At 43.6% G+C, this 17,226-nt stretch carries 14 protein-coding genes; 10 read left to right on the forward strand and 4 right to left on the reverse strand.

All coding sequences use genetic code 11. The features are described 5' to 3' along the window. The first annotated feature begins 32 nt into the window (after positions 1–32). The 8 genes from R50345_RS25445 (at position 33) to R50345_RS25480 (ending at position 8,473) form a co-directional block, all read left to right on the forward strand. On the forward strand, positions 33–608 hold the full coding sequence (locus R50345_RS25445) for a class I SAM-dependent methyltransferase (RefSeq protein WP_042130976.1): 576 nt from the start codon (positions 33–35) through the stop codon (positions 606–608). 19 nt (positions 609–627) lie between these two features. Then, entirely contained in the window at positions 628–1,308 is a 681-nt protein-coding gene (locus tag R50345_RS25450; protein WP_042130977.1) for a response regulator transcription factor, read from the forward strand. Continuing rightward, complete coding sequence (locus R50345_RS25455; RefSeq protein WP_042130978.1) at positions 1,301–2,395, forward strand: sensor histidine kinase; 1,095 nt, start codon at positions 1,301–1,303, stop codon at positions 2,393–2,395. Before R50345_RS25450 ends, R50345_RS25455 begins: the two co-directional genes overlap by 8 nt. Before the next feature lie 162 nt (positions 2,396–2,557). Next, positions 2,558–3,229: a response regulator transcription factor gene (locus R50345_RS25460; RefSeq protein WP_042130979.1), complete on the forward strand. Its 672-nt coding sequence runs from the start codon at positions 2,558–2,560 to the stop codon at positions 3,227–3,229. Continuing rightward, complete coding sequence (locus tag R50345_RS25465) at positions 3,226–4,305, forward strand: sensor histidine kinase (protein WP_042130980.1); 1,080 nt, start codon at positions 3,226–3,228, stop codon at positions 4,303–4,305. The genes R50345_RS25460 and R50345_RS25465 overlap by 4 nt, the downstream gene beginning before the upstream one ends. After that, the gene (locus tag R50345_RS25470; RefSeq protein ID WP_081954191.1) at positions 4,302–4,895 is read left to right on the forward strand and encodes a GNAT family N-acetyltransferase; all 594 of its coding nucleotides are present in this window, start codon (positions 4,302–4,304) and stop codon (positions 4,893–4,895) included. The genes R50345_RS25465 and R50345_RS25470 overlap by 4 nt, the downstream gene beginning before the upstream one ends. A gap of 60 nt (positions 4,896–4,955) precedes the next feature. Continuing rightward, positions 4,956–6,713 carry an ABC transporter ATP-binding protein gene (locus R50345_RS25475; RefSeq protein ID WP_042130981.1) on the forward strand — a complete coding sequence of 586 codons (1,758 nt, stop codon included), beginning with the start codon at positions 4,956–4,958 and terminating at the stop codon, positions 6,711–6,713. Beyond that, a complete protein-coding gene (locus tag R50345_RS25480) occupies positions 6,713–8,473 on the forward strand; it encodes an ABC transporter ATP-binding protein (RefSeq protein WP_042130982.1) in 1,761 nt (586 codons plus the stop codon). The genes R50345_RS25475 and R50345_RS25480 overlap by 1 nt, the downstream gene beginning before the upstream one ends. Before the next feature lie 72 nt (positions 8,474–8,545). On the opposite strand, the gene R50345_RS25485 is transcribed toward R50345_RS25480, so the two are convergent. Next, positions 8,546–9,334, reverse strand: a complete 789-nt coding sequence (locus R50345_RS25485; protein WP_042130983.1) for a TrmH family RNA methyltransferase — start codon at positions 9,332–9,334, stop codon at positions 8,546–8,548. Positions 9,335–9,667: 333 nt separating this feature from the next. Next, on the reverse strand, positions 9,668–10,351 hold the full coding sequence (locus tag R50345_RS25490; RefSeq protein ID WP_331281342.1) for a potassium channel family protein: 684 nt from the start codon (positions 10,349–10,351) through the stop codon (positions 9,668–9,670). Positions 10,352–10,514: 163 nt separating this feature from the next. On the opposite strand from R50345_RS25490, the gene R50345_RS25495 reads away from it, so the two are divergent. Then, positions 10,515–10,751: a small acid-soluble spore protein SspI gene (locus tag R50345_RS25495; RefSeq protein ID WP_042130985.1), complete on the forward strand. Its 237-nt coding sequence runs from the start codon at positions 10,515–10,517 to the stop codon at positions 10,749–10,751. A 98-nt stretch (positions 10,752–10,849) separates the two neighbouring features. On the opposite strand, the gene R50345_RS25500 is transcribed toward R50345_RS25495, so the two are convergent. Together R50345_RS25500 and zwf are read right to left on the reverse strand one after the other, a co-directional pair. Then, positions 10,850–12,448, reverse strand: coding sequence for a peptide chain release factor 3 (locus R50345_RS25500; protein WP_042130986.1), 1,599 nt, complete (start codon positions 12,446–12,448; stop codon positions 10,850–10,852). A 1,478-nt stretch (positions 12,449–13,926) separates the two neighbouring features. Continuing rightward, positions 13,927–15,477 (reverse strand): glucose-6-phosphate dehydrogenase, encoded by a 1,551-nt coding sequence (gene zwf, locus R50345_RS25505; protein ID WP_042130987.1) that lies wholly within the window; start codon positions 15,475–15,477, stop codon positions 13,927–13,929. 299 nt (positions 15,478–15,776) lie between these two features. On the opposite strand from zwf, the gene R50345_RS25510 reads away from it, so the two are divergent. Continuing rightward, positions 15,777–17,204 (forward strand): spore germination protein, encoded by a 1,428-nt coding sequence (locus R50345_RS25510; RefSeq protein WP_042130988.1) that lies wholly within the window; start codon positions 15,777–15,779, stop codon positions 17,202–17,204. Positions 17,205–17,226 lie beyond the last annotated feature (22 nt).

Genomic DNA, 17,226 nt, shown 5'->3' on the forward strand with positions numbered 1-17,226 from the left:
AATTAAATCTTAAATTAATGGAGGGAAACTAAGTGAGCTTCAATGAAAACATTTTATTTTTACGAAGTTTTATTCAACATCCAAAACGGGTTGGTAGTGTTATACCAAGTTCACGGTTTCTCGCAGATTCCATGGTTAAAAAAGCGAAATGGCCCGAGGTTAAGGCCGTTGCTGAACTTGGATCAGGGACAGGTGCAATCACTCGTGCAATTAGTACTAAGATAAATAAAACAACAAAAGTATTATTGTTTGAAATGGATGAGACCATGAGAAATAATCTAAAAACAGAATACCCTGACTTCTCCTGTTATTCAGATGCTTCTCATTTAGTAGAAAGAATGAAGGATTTAGATATTCATCAGCTAGACTGTATTTTTAGTGGGTTGCCCTTTTTTAATTTTGAACGTGAACTGAGAGATACCTTAGTGGAACAGATTTATCAAGCGCTCAAGCCAGGAGGATTATTTGTCGCATTTCAATATTCACTTCAGATGAAGAAGCAATTATCCGAATATTTTAGTATTGAAAAAATAGAATTCGTGCCTTTTAATCTTCCCCCTGCTATAGTCTATGTCTGTCGTAAAAAGGGAACTATTATAAATAAATGAAGAAGGGGCGTTGTAGTTAATGAATACAATCCTTATTGCGGATGATGATTCTGAAATTCGAGATGTGATTCATGTTTATTTACGAAATGAAGGCTACCATGTGCTTGAAGCAGCAGATGGTCAGGAGGCCCTGATAGCAATACAAACAACACCCATTCAATTGGTTATCCTGGATGTTATGATGCCGCGAATGGATGGTATTATAGCCTGTCTGAAAATAAGAGAAATATCGAATATTCCTATTATTATGTTGTCAGCCAAGCAGGAAGACATTGATAAAATCACAGGTTTAACTACTGGGGCAGATGATTACATGATCAAACCCTTTAATCCTCTGGAACTACTGGCTCGTGTGAAAGCCCAATTACGGCGTCAGTCCTTAATTGGGAAGGAAGAATTCAATTCACTACTTATAATCAAAGACCTGATAATAGATAAAAATAAACATTCTGTGAAGATTAAGGGAGCCGATGTTTCATTGACTCCACTTGAATTTGCGATTTTGACTTTGCTTGCAAGTCGGCCTGGGCAAGTTTTTAGTTCGGAGCAAATTTACGAGAATGTATGGAAAGAACCTTATGGATATTCTGACAATACCGTAATGGTCCATATTCGTAACTTAAGAGAAAAATTAGAAGAGAACCCAAGAGAACCTTTGTATATTAAGACTGTTTGGGGAGTTGGCTATAAAATTGACTAGAATTAAGCGAAAACCAGAAAAAAACAAACGAATTCAAACCAATATTTTAATCAGGATGGTGTTGAGTTTAATCATTACCATAGCAATTAATACCTCACTTAGCCTCCTATTCTTTCACTTTGCCAATGTAACAAAATGGGAATGGTTGTTCAATTTTCTGGCCTATCTTCTTACACCAATGTTTTTAGTTATTTTTGTGATTACATTTTTTTCCTTGACCCGACGAATCGTCAAAGATTTAATTGCATTGGAGCATGGACTTCAAATTATTTCCGAAGGTAATTTAAGTTACCGGGTAGCTGTTGAACGACAAGATGAACTAGGATCGGTGGCGTTAAACATCAATCGGATGGCAGAGCAACTAGAAAAACAGATCATCAAGGAACGTGAAATTGAAAAATCGAAGATGGAGATGATCACGGGGATTTCACATGACTTACGTACACCTCTTACAAGCATTATTGGATACATTGAGCTCTTACGAACAGGTTCGTTTCAAGATAAAGAAGAATACACACGTTTCATTCAAAACACCTACAACAAAGCGGTTCATTTGAAGAAGTTACTTGATGATTTATTCGAATATACCAGGCTTACTTCAGTTGAATCCAGGATAAAACTAGAAAAAATCGATTTATCTCAGCTTTTAAATCAGTTGTTATTTGAATTCGAACCGATTGCTCAAGAAAATAGTGTACATCTCGTGAAAGGATTCTCCGATTTACCAGTATTCACTTTAATTGACAGCGAAAAAGTGGCAAGAGCTATCGATAATCTTCTCATGAATGCATTAAAATATTCCTACAAGCCTGGAAGCATTTACATACGGATGACAACAAATTGTGAACACATTTCCATAGAAATTGAAAATAAAGGGACTCCTCTTACACGAGATCAAGAGAAAAGACTATTTGACCGATTTTATAAGGTTGACCATTCAAGAAATAGCGAAGGAATTCAAACAGGAGCTGGACTTGGCCTTTCCATTGCTAGAAATATTGCTGAGTTGCACGAGGGAACCTTAACACTTAAACATACTAATGATGTCTTCACATTTCAACTGAGATTGCCCCTTAAAGAAGATTAATACCACTAAGCATAAAAGTGCCCGATCGGATACTTACACCGAGGGAGTTTAGGAAGAACGCAATGGAATCTAAAGAACCGCTAAAGATTTTGTCTTTAGCACTTTTATCCTTTAGAATTATGGGGATAAGCGGTTAAATCCGGAACCTATTGGAGTGAAACCATGATTAATATCCTCGTTGTGGAAGACGATAAGCATGTCAGAAAACTAATGAACGCTGTCCTAAAACGGGAAGGTTATAAAGTGTTAACAGCTGAGAATGGCATCCAGGCACTGGAAGTTCTTGAAGTCCAGCCTATCGATCTAATTATCCTCGATATCATGATGCCGGGGATGGATGGTTACGAATTTGCCGAAGAGCTAAGAAATGCGAACAACACAATTCCGATCCTCATGGCCACGGCCAAGCAGCTTCCAGAAGATAAGAAAAAAGGATTCCGCCTCGGAACGGACGATTACATGACCAAACCTGTGGATACAGAAGAAATGCTGTTGAGAATTCAAGCCCTTTTGCGCCGCTCACAGATTGTAAGCGCCCGTAAGCTTGTTGTCGGTAAAGTCATTCTTGATTTCGATGCGTTAACAGTAACTCGAGACAATGAAAAACAGACGCTTCCCCAAAAGGAATTCCATCTCCTCTATAAGCTTTTATCCTATCCGGAGCGCATTTTCACTCGCATCCAGCTGATGGACGAAATCTGGGGGATGGACAGCGAAACCACGGACACTACAGTTAATGTGCACATCAATCGCTTGCGAAAACGGTTTGAAAACTATCCGGAGTTCGAACTTGTGTCCGTCCGCGGTCTCGGTTATAAGGCGGTGAGAACATGATCAAAAAGCTAAGTAGCAAAATCAGTCTGCCGATCTACTTCTCGATTGGTGTATTCATCATTTTCCTCATTACAATGCTGATCACCGGAATCCTGACCTATCTGTCCCTAGTCTTCGGTCTGCTCGATGAGCGGATTCTCCAGGACAAAAAAATTCTCACCTTGATTATATTGATTGCCTGCACCATTATCGGTACCGTCATATCGATCATTACCAGTCGTAGAATGCTGAAATCAATCCATACCTTTATTGATGCCATTGACAAGTTAGCCGGAGGGGACTTCTCCATGCGGCTACAGCTCAAACACCCTCCGGAATTCAAGATTCTCTCCGAGAATATTAACCGGATGGCTGAGGAGCTGGGTGGCATCGAAATTCTGCGTACAGACTTTGTAAACAATTTCTCCCATGAATTCCGTACTCCGATTGTATCGATTAAAGGGTTCGCTGAAATCCTGAAGGATGATGAGCTGAGCAAGGACGAACGGAATGAATATCTGGATATTGTTATCGAAGAATCTACCCGCCTGGCCGCTCTGGCCTCAAATGTCCTGAACCTCTCCAAAGTGGAAGCACAAGCGATATTAAGCGATCGACAACCCTTCAATGTTGGAGAACAAATTCGCCAATGCGTCCTGCTACAGCATACTAAACTTACGAAAAAGCATATTTCCTTCAAAGCCAACGTGCAGGATTATGAGGTACCCGGGAATAAAGAGATGTTGAGCCAGGTCTGGCTAAATTTATTAGACAATGCGATCAAATTCACGCCCGAGCACGGCGAAATCGAAGTTACCATGAGGCGGTTGAAGGATCAGGTCGAAATTACGTTCCGTGATAATGGAGTAGGCATTAGTCCAAATGCACTCCCCAAGGTCTTCGACAAGTTCTATCAACAGGATACCTCTCACTCTACTGCCGGTAATGGCTTGGGGCTTACGATTGTCCAAAAAATCATTGAGCTGCACGATGGAACCATCACCTGCGACAGTGTTCCAATGCAAGGAACCACTTTCACTGTACTGCTCCCCGATTTTAAAAAGGTAAGAAAAGAAATGGGGGCTACAAATAAATGAGTGTAAAATTCAAAAAACTTAGCAGCTTTAATCGGGGAATTCTCTTTGAATTATTGACAGATGCGTATTCATTTGATCGAAGATATGAACAAAGCTCTATTTCTGATTGGCAGGATTGTGACAACTTTTTCTTTGACCATTTACAAATTGCTGATAAATATGCTTTTATCACAACTGTAAATGATGAACCCATCGGATTTGTGGTGTGGGACCCTAGAAACATGCCTGAGTATGCAGAAATCGGGCATAATTGCATTGCTTCGAAACATAAAGGCAATGGGTATGGTAAAATCCAGCTTCAAGAGGCGGTTAATAGAATCAGCCAGAATGATGTAAAAAAAATTATTGTGACCACAAATGATGATCTAAACCCTGCTCAACGGATGTATGAAAGTGTTGGATTTACAATGTATCAAAAAAGGAGAAATGAGAACAGCGCAGATTTTATTGAAGAATTCATAGATTATGTGTATTTTTTATTAAATGTTAAGGTGTTCACGTATATCCTGCTCAAACATAAGAGGCTATCCCAAGCAGTCATTCTATGGCTTAAGGGATGGTCTCTTCTTTCATTTCATAGCAAAAGTTAATTTTCAGTTTATCATTCTCCGTTACGATCATAGCAACGATAATGCAAAGGAGTCATTCTTATGTTGAAATTACTCAAGAATCTGGAACCCAAAGAATGGTTCTTATTCGGCATCAGCCTCATGTTCATTATCGCTCAAGTTTGGCTGGATTTAGAACTGCCTGACTACATGAGTGATATTACCCGGCTGATCCAGACACCAGGAAGCGAAATGAATGAGATCATTGTGGCAGGAGGCTGGATGCTGATCTGTGCTCTTGGCAGTCTGGCGACCTCGGTGGTTGTAGCAGGCATTGCTGCGAGAATAGCGGCCGACTTGTCTGCAAGATTGCGTTCCAATTTGTTTGATAAGGTGCAGTCCTTCTCCATGGAGGAAATCAGCAACTTCTCAACAGCAAGTCTAATTACCCGTTCCACGAATGACATCACGCAAGTACAAATGCTGATTGTGATCGGCTTACAACTGCTTGTGAAAGCTCCAATCCTTGCAGTGTGGGCGTTACTCAAGATTTCCGGCAAAAGCTGGCAGTGGACCCTTTCTACAGGTGTCGCGGTCGCACTCCTCGTAATTATTGTCGCGATCTGTATCGTGCTTGTCCTGCCTAAATTTAAAAAGCTGCAGTTGCTTACAGATAATCTGAATCGTGTGTCCAGAGAGAATCTTAACGGTCTTCGTGTCATCCGGGCTTACAATGCCGAACAATATCAGGAAAAGAAGTTCGCTGTAGCCAACAACGAGCTTACCAGTACCAATCTATTTGCCAACAATGTTATGACCATGTTGATGCCAAGTATTACTTTGATTATGAGTGGGTTAAGCCTCTCCATCTATTGGATCGGTGCCGTGCTCATTCAAGCAGCCGAGGGGACAGCCAAGATGGGCTTGTTCTCAGATATGATCGTATTCTCATCTTATGCCATGCAAGTAGTTATGGCCTTTATGATGTTGATTATGATCTTTATCTTACTGCCCCGCGCTCAAGTGTCGGCTAAGCGTATCAATGAAGTACTAGAAACAGTACCTAGCTTGAAGAATGGATCAGTAACTCAATTCCCTGTGAAGCGAGAAGATGAAATTGAATTCAGGGGGGTTAGCTTCAAATATCCAGATGCAGAGGAATATGTGTTGGAGAACATCAGCTTCACGGCAAAACAGGGAGAAACGATTGCTTTTATCGGATCAACAGGCTGCGGAAAAAGTACACTTGTTAATCTCATTCCCCGTTTCTATGATGCTACAGAAGGTGAAGTGCTGGTAAATGGCATCAATGTTAAAGAATACGACCAGCAAGCGCTACGGAATAAAATGGGCTACGTCTCCCAGAAGGCTGTTTTGTTTGGAGGAACAGTGTCCTCCAATATTGCATTTGGTGAGAACGGCTCCGGTCAGGTCCTCAGTTCAGATATTGTAGATGCGGTGTACACTTCCCAATCCTCTGAATTTGTAGAAAAGCTAGAGGGGAACTATGATGCCCATATCGCCCAAGGCGGATCAAATCTCTCTGGCGGGCAGAAACAACGGCTGTCGATTGCCAGGGCGATTGCACGACGTCCAGAAATATTAATCTTTGACGATTCTTTCTCGGCGCTTGACTATAAGACTGACCGCAAATTACGCAGTGAGCTAAAAAAAGACGCGCATGACTCAACAATGCTGATCGTAGCTCAGCGTATCGGTACAATCAAAGACGCCGATAAAATCATTGTTCTGGAAGCCGGACAAATCGCCGGTATCGGAACACATGACCAATTAATGCAAACCTGCAGCGTATATCAGGAAATTGCCTACTCACAGCTGACCAAGGAGGAGCTTGCCTAATGAAGATTAAGAATAAGAGTCAGAATACATGGAGCAAGCTGCTCCGTTACTGCCGCAAGTATGTTCCAGTGATCGTAATTGCGCTAATCTGCGCGGCGGCTGGAACGGTACTCACGTTATTCGGTCCGGATAAGCTCTCCGAGATCACCGACATGATTACAGCCGGCCTCGTCAGCGGCATCGATATGGACGGCATTACTGCCATTGGCATTACCCTCGTCGTGATCTACGGCGTCGGTGCGTTGTTGTCACTCTCACAAGGGTTGATCATGTCGAATATTACCCAAAAAGTCTCCAAGAAATTAAGAACCGACCTGGCTCATAAAATGAACAGACTTCCGATCTCCTACTACAACAAGTCGGCAACCGGGGACATTCTCTCCCGGGTTACCAACGATGTGGATACCATCGGTCAGGCTCTCAATCAGAGCATCGGTACTGTAGTGACCGCTGTCGCCATGTTCATCGGTTCCATTATCATGATGCTCCGGACCAATGTGATCATGACCATCACCGCTGTCGTTGCAACTATCATCGGCTTCGGTCTTATGGCGATCATCATGAAGAAATCGCAAAAGTATTTTGCCAGTCAGCAGGAATATTTGGGTAAAATCAACGGTCATGTTGAAGAAGTGTACACAGGGCATAACGTTGTAAAAGCATATAACGGGGAAGCGCAGATGCGCACTACCTTCCAGGAATTGAATCAAGGGCTGAAGAACAGCGCCTTCAAAGCGCAATTCCTCTCTGGACTGATGCCACCGCTTATGGGCTTCATTGGTAATCTAGGCTTTGTCGCCGTCTGTGTCGTGGGTGCTGTATTAGCCATGAATGGTACGATTTCATTCGGGGTCATTGTCGCTTTCATCATGTATGTACGTTACTTTACCCAGCCGTTATCTCAGATCGCCCAAGCCGCACAGAATTTGCAATCGGCATCCGCCGCTGGAGGGCGTGTATTTGAATTCCTAGAGGCTGAAGAAATGGAAGACGAGAGCTTGAAAGAACGCACGCTGGCAACTGCTGAAGGCAAAGTACGTTTTGATCAAGTACAATTTGCATATGAGACTTCAGAGAAGCTGATTATCAAAAACTTCTCGGCAGACGTAAAGCCCGGGCAAAAAGTTGCCATAGTAGGACCTACCGGTGCAGGGAAGACCACTCTCGTTAATCTGCTCATCCGCTTCAACGAATTAACAGGCGGAGAAATTTACATTGATGATACGCCGATCAGCAGCCTTACGAGAGAGAACATTCATGATCTATTCTGTATGGTCCTGCAGGATACCTGGCTGTTTGAGGGTACCATCAAAGAGAACCTGATTTACAATCAGCAGAATATAACAGACGAGAAGCTTGAAGAAGCCTGCAAGGCTGTTGGCCTGCACCGCTTCATTCAAACCTTAAGTGATGGTTACAATACTATCCTTAATGATAAGGTCAATTTATCCGCCGGCCAAAAGCAGCAGCTGACCATCGCTCGCGCGATGCTAAAGGATGCGCCGATGCTCATTCTTGATGAAGCTACAAGCTCGGTGGATACCCGTACAGAGCTGCTGATTCAGCAGGCGATGGATAAGCTTATGGAAGGCAGAACCTCTTTCGTTATCGCACACCGACTCTCAACAATCAAGAATGCCGATGTGATTCTGGTCCTGAAGGACGGCGATATCTTGGAAAGCGGCAGCCACGCGGAATTACTTGCACAGAACGGATTCTATGCAGAGCTTTACAACAGCCAATTTGAGCAGGCTTCTTAAAAACGACAAAAAAACTGCAACTCAATCATGAGCTTGCAGTTTTTTATCGTCCGTTCCTTTTTTAGAAGCAGCTTATGCCTCCCGCTGCCGCATCCCCTCAAACAGCAAAATCGTCGCTGCCATCGCCGCATTTAGTGATTCAGCGCGGCCTGCCATCGGGATGATGATACTCTTGTCCACGAGTCGAGCAGTTTCAGGCGAAATACCTTTACCCTCGCTGCCAATCAGAAGCCACTGACTGCCGTGAAAATCATGCTGATAGCAAGATTCTTCTCCTTGCAGCGAAGTACTTACCAGCAATGCCCCGCGTTCCCGGGCCTGTGGCAAAATCTCACTTAGATCTCCCTCCACCACCGGGAGATGGAACATTGAGCCCATCGTGGAACGGATGGTCTTCGGATTGTACAGGTCGGCACAGCCTTGACCGAGGATCACTCCGTCTGCTCCCGCAGCATCCGCACTGCGGATGATGGTGCCGACATTGCCGGGGTCCTGTACACCGTCCAGGACAACCACCAGACTATTCTTCTTCGCTAGGATAGCCTCTACTGCCTGCTGTTCCTTCCGCACGATGGCGAACACTGGCTGCGGTGTATTAGTGCTGCTGCATTTCGAGATAATGGCCGCTGACACGCCAATCACATCCATACCCTGAACGGACTGAAGAAGCCCCTTGAGTTCAGCAGGCATTCCTTTGTCGAGGTCATAGGCCAAACATTCCACATCTGCTTCAGCCAGCAGCGCTTCCTGTACCAGATGAACGCCTTCTACGATATATTTACGAGCCTTGTCACGGTGCTTTTTCTCCTGCAGCCCGGCCCACTCTTTAACCCGCGTATTTTGCGGAGACATGATTTCCATAAAGTCTTCCTTTCTTATGCCTTGCCATTTATTCTTGTTCTTATATCTTTGTTCTTTATCTTTATCTTTATCTTTGTTTTTTATCTTTATCTTTGTTCTTCTTCTCTTCTACTCCCCTATAAACCTGATGATTACGTTATGGAGAGGAAATTTGGAACTGTAGGAGCGTAAGCGTTCGCCCGAAAGCTTTACGAAGTAAAGCTCACTTCGAAAGCATAAGCAGTCTCGGGATTTTATCCGCAGCAAGCGGTTCAAATCAAAAAAATCTGGAGACAACAGCGACCGGAACTCCGACTTTCCTCGGAATAACGCTTATCATCAGAATCGCCCCACCTACTGATACGCGATCTCAAGCTTCGTCAGATTATCCTTATGCCCAACGATTACAAGAATATCCCCGTCGATCAAGCGATCCTCTGCGCGAGGGGAGATGTTCATCTCTTCACCTTGGCGAATAGCCATTACGTTACAGCCATATTTTGCGCGGATATCGAGCTCTTGTAGATTTTTTCCGATCATCGATCCGGATACCTTCATGTCCAAAATACTATAATCAGGCGACAGCTCGATATAATCCAATATATTAGGCGAAGCCAAATGATGCGCAACCCGCATTCCCATATCCCGTTCAGGATAAATCACCTTGTCCGCACCAATTTTACCTAATACTTTGCCGTGCAGTTCACTTTTGGCTTTTGCAATAATTGCTGGCACTCCAAGATCCTTCAGGATTAAAGTTGTCAGAATGCTAGCTTGGATGTCCTCACCAATGGCTACAACGACTACATCAAAATTGCGAATACCAAGTGCGCGTAACGCTTCCTCATCCGTAGAATCTGCAGATACGGCGTGTGTTACTATATTTGAAATCTCCTGTGTTCGCTGCTCGTCCGCATCAATCGCAAGTACATCATACCCCATACCGCTGAGCGCTCTAGCAACACTGGATCCGAAACGCCCCATGCCAATAATAGCATATTGTTTTTTGGCCATGTCTATATGTACCTCCCGTAGCATTCTATATCTCAAATAGTATAGCATAAGCCAAGAAGAAACGTCATTGTGGTCCTTTATGGATGACAACCGTTTCTCGTAGCAAAAACTTGAATTTCCAGCACCCATACAGGGTACATTAAAACGAAGTGAATATCACTACATTCCAAAAAGGAGGTACTTTTTCATGCCAGTTACCATTGACTTACGTCAGGCGATTATTCATAAAGTGCATGGTCAATCTGAAGAGGATTTGCGGCATATGATTGAAGGCTCGGTAGACGGACCGGAAGCAGCACTCCCGGGACTTGGCGCCGTGTTTGAAATGATATGGAAAGACCTGGACACCGCTAAACAAGATAATTTGGTCTCTATGCTGCATGATCACTTGGAGACAATTACCCCTGGCAATATCACTTCATAACTAGACGTAATTAGCCAAAAACCTCCGTCTTACCATAGTGAAACTCACCTATGGAGGCGGAGGTTTTTATTAACCATCAGGAAGTTATAGCTTCCTTACTATAGCAATGTTTTTGGAGCCATCTCCAGGAACGTAGCTGTCGGGTTCTTATCCATCGCTGTCCGCATAGCATATTCATTCTCGAACAACACGACAAAATTGCCCTTCTTATCTGTAACGAGCGTAGAGTTAATACGGAACTTACTCGCATCCGGTTTAGCATCATCTACGATCCAACGCGCGAACTGGTATGGCATACGCTGTAACTGAACATCTACACCATATTCACCTTTCATGCGGTACTCGAACACCTCAAACTGCAGCTGTCCAACTACGCCGAGCAGAATATCGTCAAAGTTAACCGTACGGAATACTTGAATCATACCCTCTTCAGTCAGCTGATCGACACCCTTTTGGAATTGCTTCGATTTCAAAGCATTTTTAATACTCACTTTAGCAAAAATCTCTGGTGAGAATGTTGGCAGCTCATCAAATTCCAAATCTCCGGCCTGACTCAGTGTATCTCCAATTCTAAAAATACCTGGATCAAACAGCCCGATAATATCTCCTGGATAAGCTTCCTCTACGATATCACGGTCTTGCGCCAAGAATTGTTGCGGCTGGGCCAGCTTAATGTCCTTACCCACACGCACATGCTTTACGCTCATCCCACGTTCGAACTTCCCGGATACAATACGCAGGAAAGCAATCCGGTCACGGTGAGCCGGGTTCATATTGGCTTGGATTTTGAACACATAACCAGTGAATTTCTCATTCATTGGTTCTACCAAACCTGTAGTACTACGGCGTGGTTCAGGCTTCGGTGCCAAATCCAAGAAATTATCGAGGAAAGTCTGTACGCCGAAATTGTTGATCGCACTACCAAAGAACACAGGTGTGAGTTCACCACTTAATACTTTTTCATAGTCAAAAGCGTCACCTGCTACATCCAGCAGCTCCAGATCCTGACACAATTGATCATGCAGATATTCTCCAGCCATTTCACGAATGATTGGATCACGATATCCATCAACCTTCTGAACCTTGATTACGGAATGATCGTCACCTTGGAACAGTTCTACCTGATTCTTCATCCGGTCATATACACCACATAATTCACGGCCACTGCCGATCGGCCAGTTCATTGGCACAGAGCGAATACCCAGTACCTGCTCCAGCTCTTCCATCAGATCAAACGGACTGCGTCCTTCACGGTCTAGCTTATTAATAAAGGTAAAGATCGGAATCCCACGTTTCGCACAGACCTGAAACAGTTTAGTCGTTTGGGTTTCCACACCTTTTGCCACGTCGATAAGCATGACTGCACTATCCGCTGCAGTTAGTGTACGGTAGGTGTCCTCACTAAAGTCTTGGTGACCCGGAGTATCCAAAATATTCACACGGTGATTCAAGTAATCAAACTGCATGACAGAGGAAGTAACAGAAATCCCCCGTTGCTTTTCAATTTCCATCCAGTCACTCGTGGCGTGCTTGTTCGCTTTACGGGCCTTAACGGTTCCCGCCAGACGGATAGCGCCACCGAATAACAGTAGTTTTTCCGTTAAAGTTGTTTTACCCGCATCCGGGTGGGAAATGATCGCAAAGGTTCTGCGTCTGTCCACTTCCTTTTGCAGCTTCTGATCTATTGCTTTGTTCATTACACATATCCCTTCATATATAAAATTCCTACTTCTGCTTCAATTACACTGGGGTTATCTTCAAATCGGTGCTCTGCTCATTGTTCATACCCCTTCATTTCTGAATGAATAGCTATCTTAGGTCTAGCTCCAGTCCGCTTCAAGTGAAAGCATCCTCTAAAGTATATCAAAATCCGACAGACATTATCTACTAAAAAGCTATTACAGCAAAATATCTCCCAAATCAGGTCTGTATCCTGTTCAGCAGTTCCCATAGCTCAATAAGAAAAACGCCTGTCGGCGTCCTTGGAGGTAGCGTTACAAGCTGAGTACATCCGTTCCATACTCGTATCCATATGCACCTTCGTAGTTAGATTCCGTTTACGGACCGTACGGATCTTTATTTCGATGAAATGAGCACATATATAAGGGACGAATCATATTCCACTTATTCCCTAATAACAAGTCCATTCCTGGGTGATTCAGGGCGGATAACAGCGCTAGCTCGTTTACGCTACCAGAGGCACATTGTATTCGGTTTTTCGCATACATCTGGCTCGTTTACGCTACCCGAGACACATTGTATTCGGTTTTTCGCATACATTTGGCTCGATTACGTTACTGGCGGCGCATTGTATTCGGTTTTTCGCATACAATTGGCTCGTTTATGTTACCGGAGGCACATTGTATTCGGTTTTTCGCATACATTTGGCTCGTTTACGCTACCAGAGGCACATTGTATTCGGTTTTTCGCATACATCTGGCTCGTTTACGTTACTGGCGGCGCATTGTATTCGGTTTTTCGCATACATTTGGCTCGTTTATGTTACCGGAGGCACATTGTATTCGGTTTTTCGCATACATTTGGCTCGATTACGTTACTGGCGGCGCATTGTATTCGGTTTTTCGCATACATTTGGCTCGATTACGTTACTGGCGGCGCATTGTATTCGGTTTTTCGCATACAATTGGCTCGTTTACGCTACCCGAGAAACATTGTATTCGGTTTTTCGCATACATTTGTCCGTAAGCTCGACTAAAACATGCATTTCGGAGGAAAAGGTCCGCTCGTTCCGTCCCAAAGAGGTGTGTATTAATTGGAAACAGGGCTCCCCATGGCCACCCGTTGAATACAGGCCCCTCCCTTGAATTCGTTTCACATTTCTCCGCAGTCTCTTATAGTAAAATAGTTGTATTTCCTACACTTATTTGAAGTATTAGCATTTCCAATCGCCTTTAGTTGTATTTGATGCAATTAAAAAATCAATGTGCTAGCTTTTCGGCCTTATACGGAGAAAATAGTTGCAGAAAATACACTTAAAACACTAATCTCCACCCAATATGTGATTTTAATTGTACAAAGTGCAGTTATTTGAAAAATGCTTCTGTCGCCCGAGCGGCATTTGGAGCCAGAGTGGCCTTGTGAAGCTGAGTGTTAATCTCAGCATTACAAAAAATCTCCCTGCATCCTCTGCAGGGAGATAGCATTAACTCAAAGTTTAGTTATTCTTCAACCATACTACATTATCTTCTTCCTGACCGTTTACCGGCCACCAATGGAAGCCATCCTGAGCAAGCAGTTGATCCGCTTCAACCGGACCCCAAGTGCCAGCAGGATAAGACGATAGATCACTCGACTCTTCCTTCCAAGCCTTCGCAATACGATCCACGAACGACCATGCCGACGATACCTCATCCCAACGCGTGAAATAAGTAGAATCTCCGCGTGCCGCGTCATGAAGCAAACGCTCGTAAGCTTCCGGGGAATTGATTCCAACCAAGCAGCTTTGACAGAAGTCCATAGCGAGCGGTTGAATTTCAGACTCAGAACCCGGCTTCTTGGCATTAATCTTCACATAAATGCCTTCCATAGGGTTCACACGGATAACAAGCAGGTTAGGCTCCAACGTATGCTTTTGTCCCAAATAAACATTGGTTGGCATGCCCTTGAACTCAACTACCACTTCCGTTGTCTTCACCGGTAGACGTTTACCTGTACGAATATAGAAAGGAACTCCAGCCCAGCGGAAGTTATCTACAAACACACGGGCAGCAAAATACGTCTCGGTACTCGATTCAGGATCAACCTTATCTTCCTGACGATAAGCAGGAAGGGTCTTGCCACCATGCAAGCCTTGAATATACTGTGCTCTCACGACGTTCTCACGAACCTCGTCAGATGTACCATAAGGACGAAGGGAACGAAGTACCTTCACCTTCTCGTCACGAATATCTTCTGCAAGCAGACGGCTTGGTGGTTCCATTGCGATCATAGTCAGCAGTTGCAATATATGATTCTGGCCCATATCCCGTAACGCTCCAGCATGGTCATAATAACCACCACGCTCTTCAACACCTACGGTTTCGCCAAGTGTAATTTGAATATTGGCAATATGCTTATTATTCCAAAGCGGTTCGAAAAAAGCATTGGCAAAACGAATGACTTCAATATTCTGAACCATTTCTTTACCAAGATAATGATCGATCCGGTAGATTTCCTCTTCCTTGAACACCTCACGGATCTGCTCGTTCAGCTGCTCAGCTGACTCCAGATTATATCCAAAAGGCTTCTCGATGACGAGGCGATTCCAACCTGTGCTATCCAGCATACCGCCAGCCTTAAGGTTGAACGAGACACTACCGAACAATTCAGGTGCCAGCGCAAGATAGAACATCCGATTGCCCGGAATTCTAAACTTCTCTTCAAGCGCTTCTGTTTGAGCTCTTAATTCACGGAAGCCATCAATATCGTTGATGTCCAGAGATTTGTATTCAAAATGCTGTACAAACTCATTCCATTCGCTCTCTTCTCCCGCTTTATAACGGCAGAATTCAAGGATGGATTCCTTCACATCACTTCTAAATTCTTCCTGAGTACGCGGGCGCCGCGCCACGCCAATTACCGCAAAATCATGTGCCAGCTTACCTTCACGGTACAAGCTGTAAATCGCCGGGAAAAGCTTACGCCGGGCTAAATCTCCGGTTGCCCCAAAGATAAAAAAGACAGCACCGGGTGTGTGCAGTGCATCAAGGGTTTGATTTTCAGCCATGGCTCCTCATCTTTCTGTATGTAATATAGTTTATTGACATTCTCAGCGTCGAGAAAACGACGTTATGTCATTTTAGCATATTCCTAAAAAGGATGCTATCAGATTCCTGACAAATACTCTCGGGATTTCGCAAATTTCAATTAAAATTTCTTATTACTAATTATACTTCACCTTATAAAACTATCTATATTGACGAAGTGTTTGTCACTTTATCCATTAATAGTTACTTTCATTCAGGAATATTCTGCAAATCATTCGGGAACGTTAAAGGAAAATAACTCGAAAGTCGAGCACCCTTAATGACTGACCAAACACAGATCTCATTCACTACTGTAGATCAAAACGCCGATTTCATCGAAGCAGCTTTGTTCTATTCAAATGATCTTAAAAAAAGAAGAATATCCTTTAACGAAACTGAAGGAATTCTCTTTTATCTAGAGTCCATGGCAGACACGGAACTGGTTGAGCAGAATGTGATTGCTCCTTTTTACAATAGCAAAAAAAAAGAGCTTTCCAAACTATTTACAACGCTCAGCTTCGATGTGGAAACAGAACTAAATAAAGGTATTCAGGGACTTATTAACGGAGGCTGCCTCTACTTTGTTGAAGGAATATCTGAATTTTATATCCTCTCTACTCCTGCCAAACACGAACGAACCATAGCCGAACCTCTTAATGAAGCAGTTATTCGGGGGCCGCATAACGGTTTTATTGAAGATATGACGGTTAACTTATACCTGATACGTAAACAAATCACCACTCCAAACCTTACTGTTCGCTACTTTACCCTTGGGAAAATCGCTCCCAAAAAGGTAGCTTTAATCTATATGGAGAACCTTGCCAAACCTGAATTAGTAAAAAAAGTAGAATCTAGAATACAAAAAATCATTCTTGATTCGGTACTCTCCACCGGCTTTATTCAGGAATTAACGGAGGATAATTCGTACTCTATATTTCCACAACATATCAATACAGAGCGCCCAGACCATACCTCCTTCTACTTGCTGAAAGGATACGTCACAATCCTGCTGGATGGAGATCCCACAGCTCTGATTGTACCTGCCAGCTTCTTCACCTTCTATCAGACGCCGGATGACTATAGCAATCGATGGCTGATTGCTTCCTTTGTCCGTTTTATCCGTCTGATTGGTTTTGTAACAGCATTCCAACTGCCCGCGCTCTATATTGCCACCGTTTCTTTTCACTCCAGCGTCCTTCCCTTGCAATTGTTCTTCACAATTCAAGGTTCACTGACCCGGATCCCATTCCCTCCATTGGTAGAAGCGATGCTGCTTGAACTCATATTCGAACTGCTGCGGGAGGCAGGGCTCCGTCTGCCCAGCCGTGTAGGTCAAACCATTGGGATTGTAGGTGGTTTGGTCATCGGGGATGCCATTGTTAAAGCTGGATTGGTCTCTTACTCAATGATCATCGTTGTCGCATTGACTGCCATATCATCCTTTCTCATCCCTTCCAACGAGATGAGCTCCGCGATCCGATTTATGCGGTTTCCACTTATGGTTGCTGCCTCTTTGTTCGGATATATTGGCATATCATTTGGGTTGACACTTATTTTTATACATTTGTGTAAGCTTGAATCTTTTGGACAACCTTACCTTACGCCTCTAAGCCCGGTAAATATTCAAAGCTTGAAAGACACCTTTTTGCGCCTTCCGATATGGTCCATCCGCAAGAATACAAGCAAATCAGAGGCAGAAGAAGAATAATCATTTACTCTGAACGACAGGA

It is taken from the genome of Paenibacillus sp. FSL R5-0345 (assembly GCF_000758585.1).
In the GTDB taxonomy this organism is placed as follows: domain Bacteria; phylum Bacillota; class Bacilli; order Paenibacillales; family Paenibacillaceae; genus Paenibacillus_AQ.

Excerpts from the sequence above, each read along its gene's own strand:
- R50345_RS25470 (WP_081954191.1), top strand. The coding sequence starts at position 4,302 with ATGAGTGTAAAATTCAAAAAACTTAGCAGCTTTAATCGGGGAATTCTC.
- R50345_RS25480 (WP_042130982.1), top strand. The coding sequence starts at position 6,713 with ATGAAGATTAAGAATAAGAGTCAGAATACATGGAGCAAGCTGCTCCGT.
- R50345_RS25450 (WP_042130977.1), top strand. The coding sequence starts at position 628 with ATGAATACAATCCTTATTGCGGATGATGATTCTGAAATTCGAGATGTG.
- R50345_RS25460 (WP_042130979.1), top strand. The coding sequence starts at position 2,558 with ATGATTAATATCCTCGTTGTGGAAGACGATAAGCATGTCAGAAAACTA.
- R50345_RS25465 (WP_042130980.1), top strand. The coding sequence starts at position 3,226 with ATGATCAAAAAGCTAAGTAGCAAAATCAGTCTGCCGATCTACTTCTCG.
- R50345_RS25490 (WP_331281342.1), bottom strand. The coding sequence starts at position 10,351 with ATGCTACGGGAGGTACATATAGACATGGCCAAAAAACAATATGCTATT.
- R50345_RS25510 (WP_042130988.1), top strand. The coding sequence starts at position 15,777 with ATGACTGACCAAACACAGATCTCATTCACTACTGTAGATCAAAACGCC.
- R50345_RS25475 (WP_042130981.1), top strand. The coding sequence starts at position 4,956 with ATGTTGAAATTACTCAAGAATCTGGAACCCAAAGAATGGTTCTTATTC.
- R50345_RS25485 (WP_042130983.1), bottom strand. The coding sequence starts at position 9,334 with ATGGAAATCATGTCTCCGCAAAATACGCGGGTTAAAGAGTGGGCCGGG.
- R50345_RS25500 (WP_042130986.1), bottom strand. The coding sequence starts at position 12,448 with ATGAACAAAGCAATAGATCAGAAGCTGCAAAAGGAAGTGGACAGACGC.
- R50345_RS25495 (WP_042130985.1), top strand. The coding sequence starts at position 10,515 with ATGCCAGTTACCATTGACTTACGTCAGGCGATTATTCATAAAGTGCAT.
- zwf (WP_042130987.1), bottom strand. The coding sequence starts at position 15,477 with ATGGCTGAAAATCAAACCCTTGATGCACTGCACACACCCGGTGCTGTC.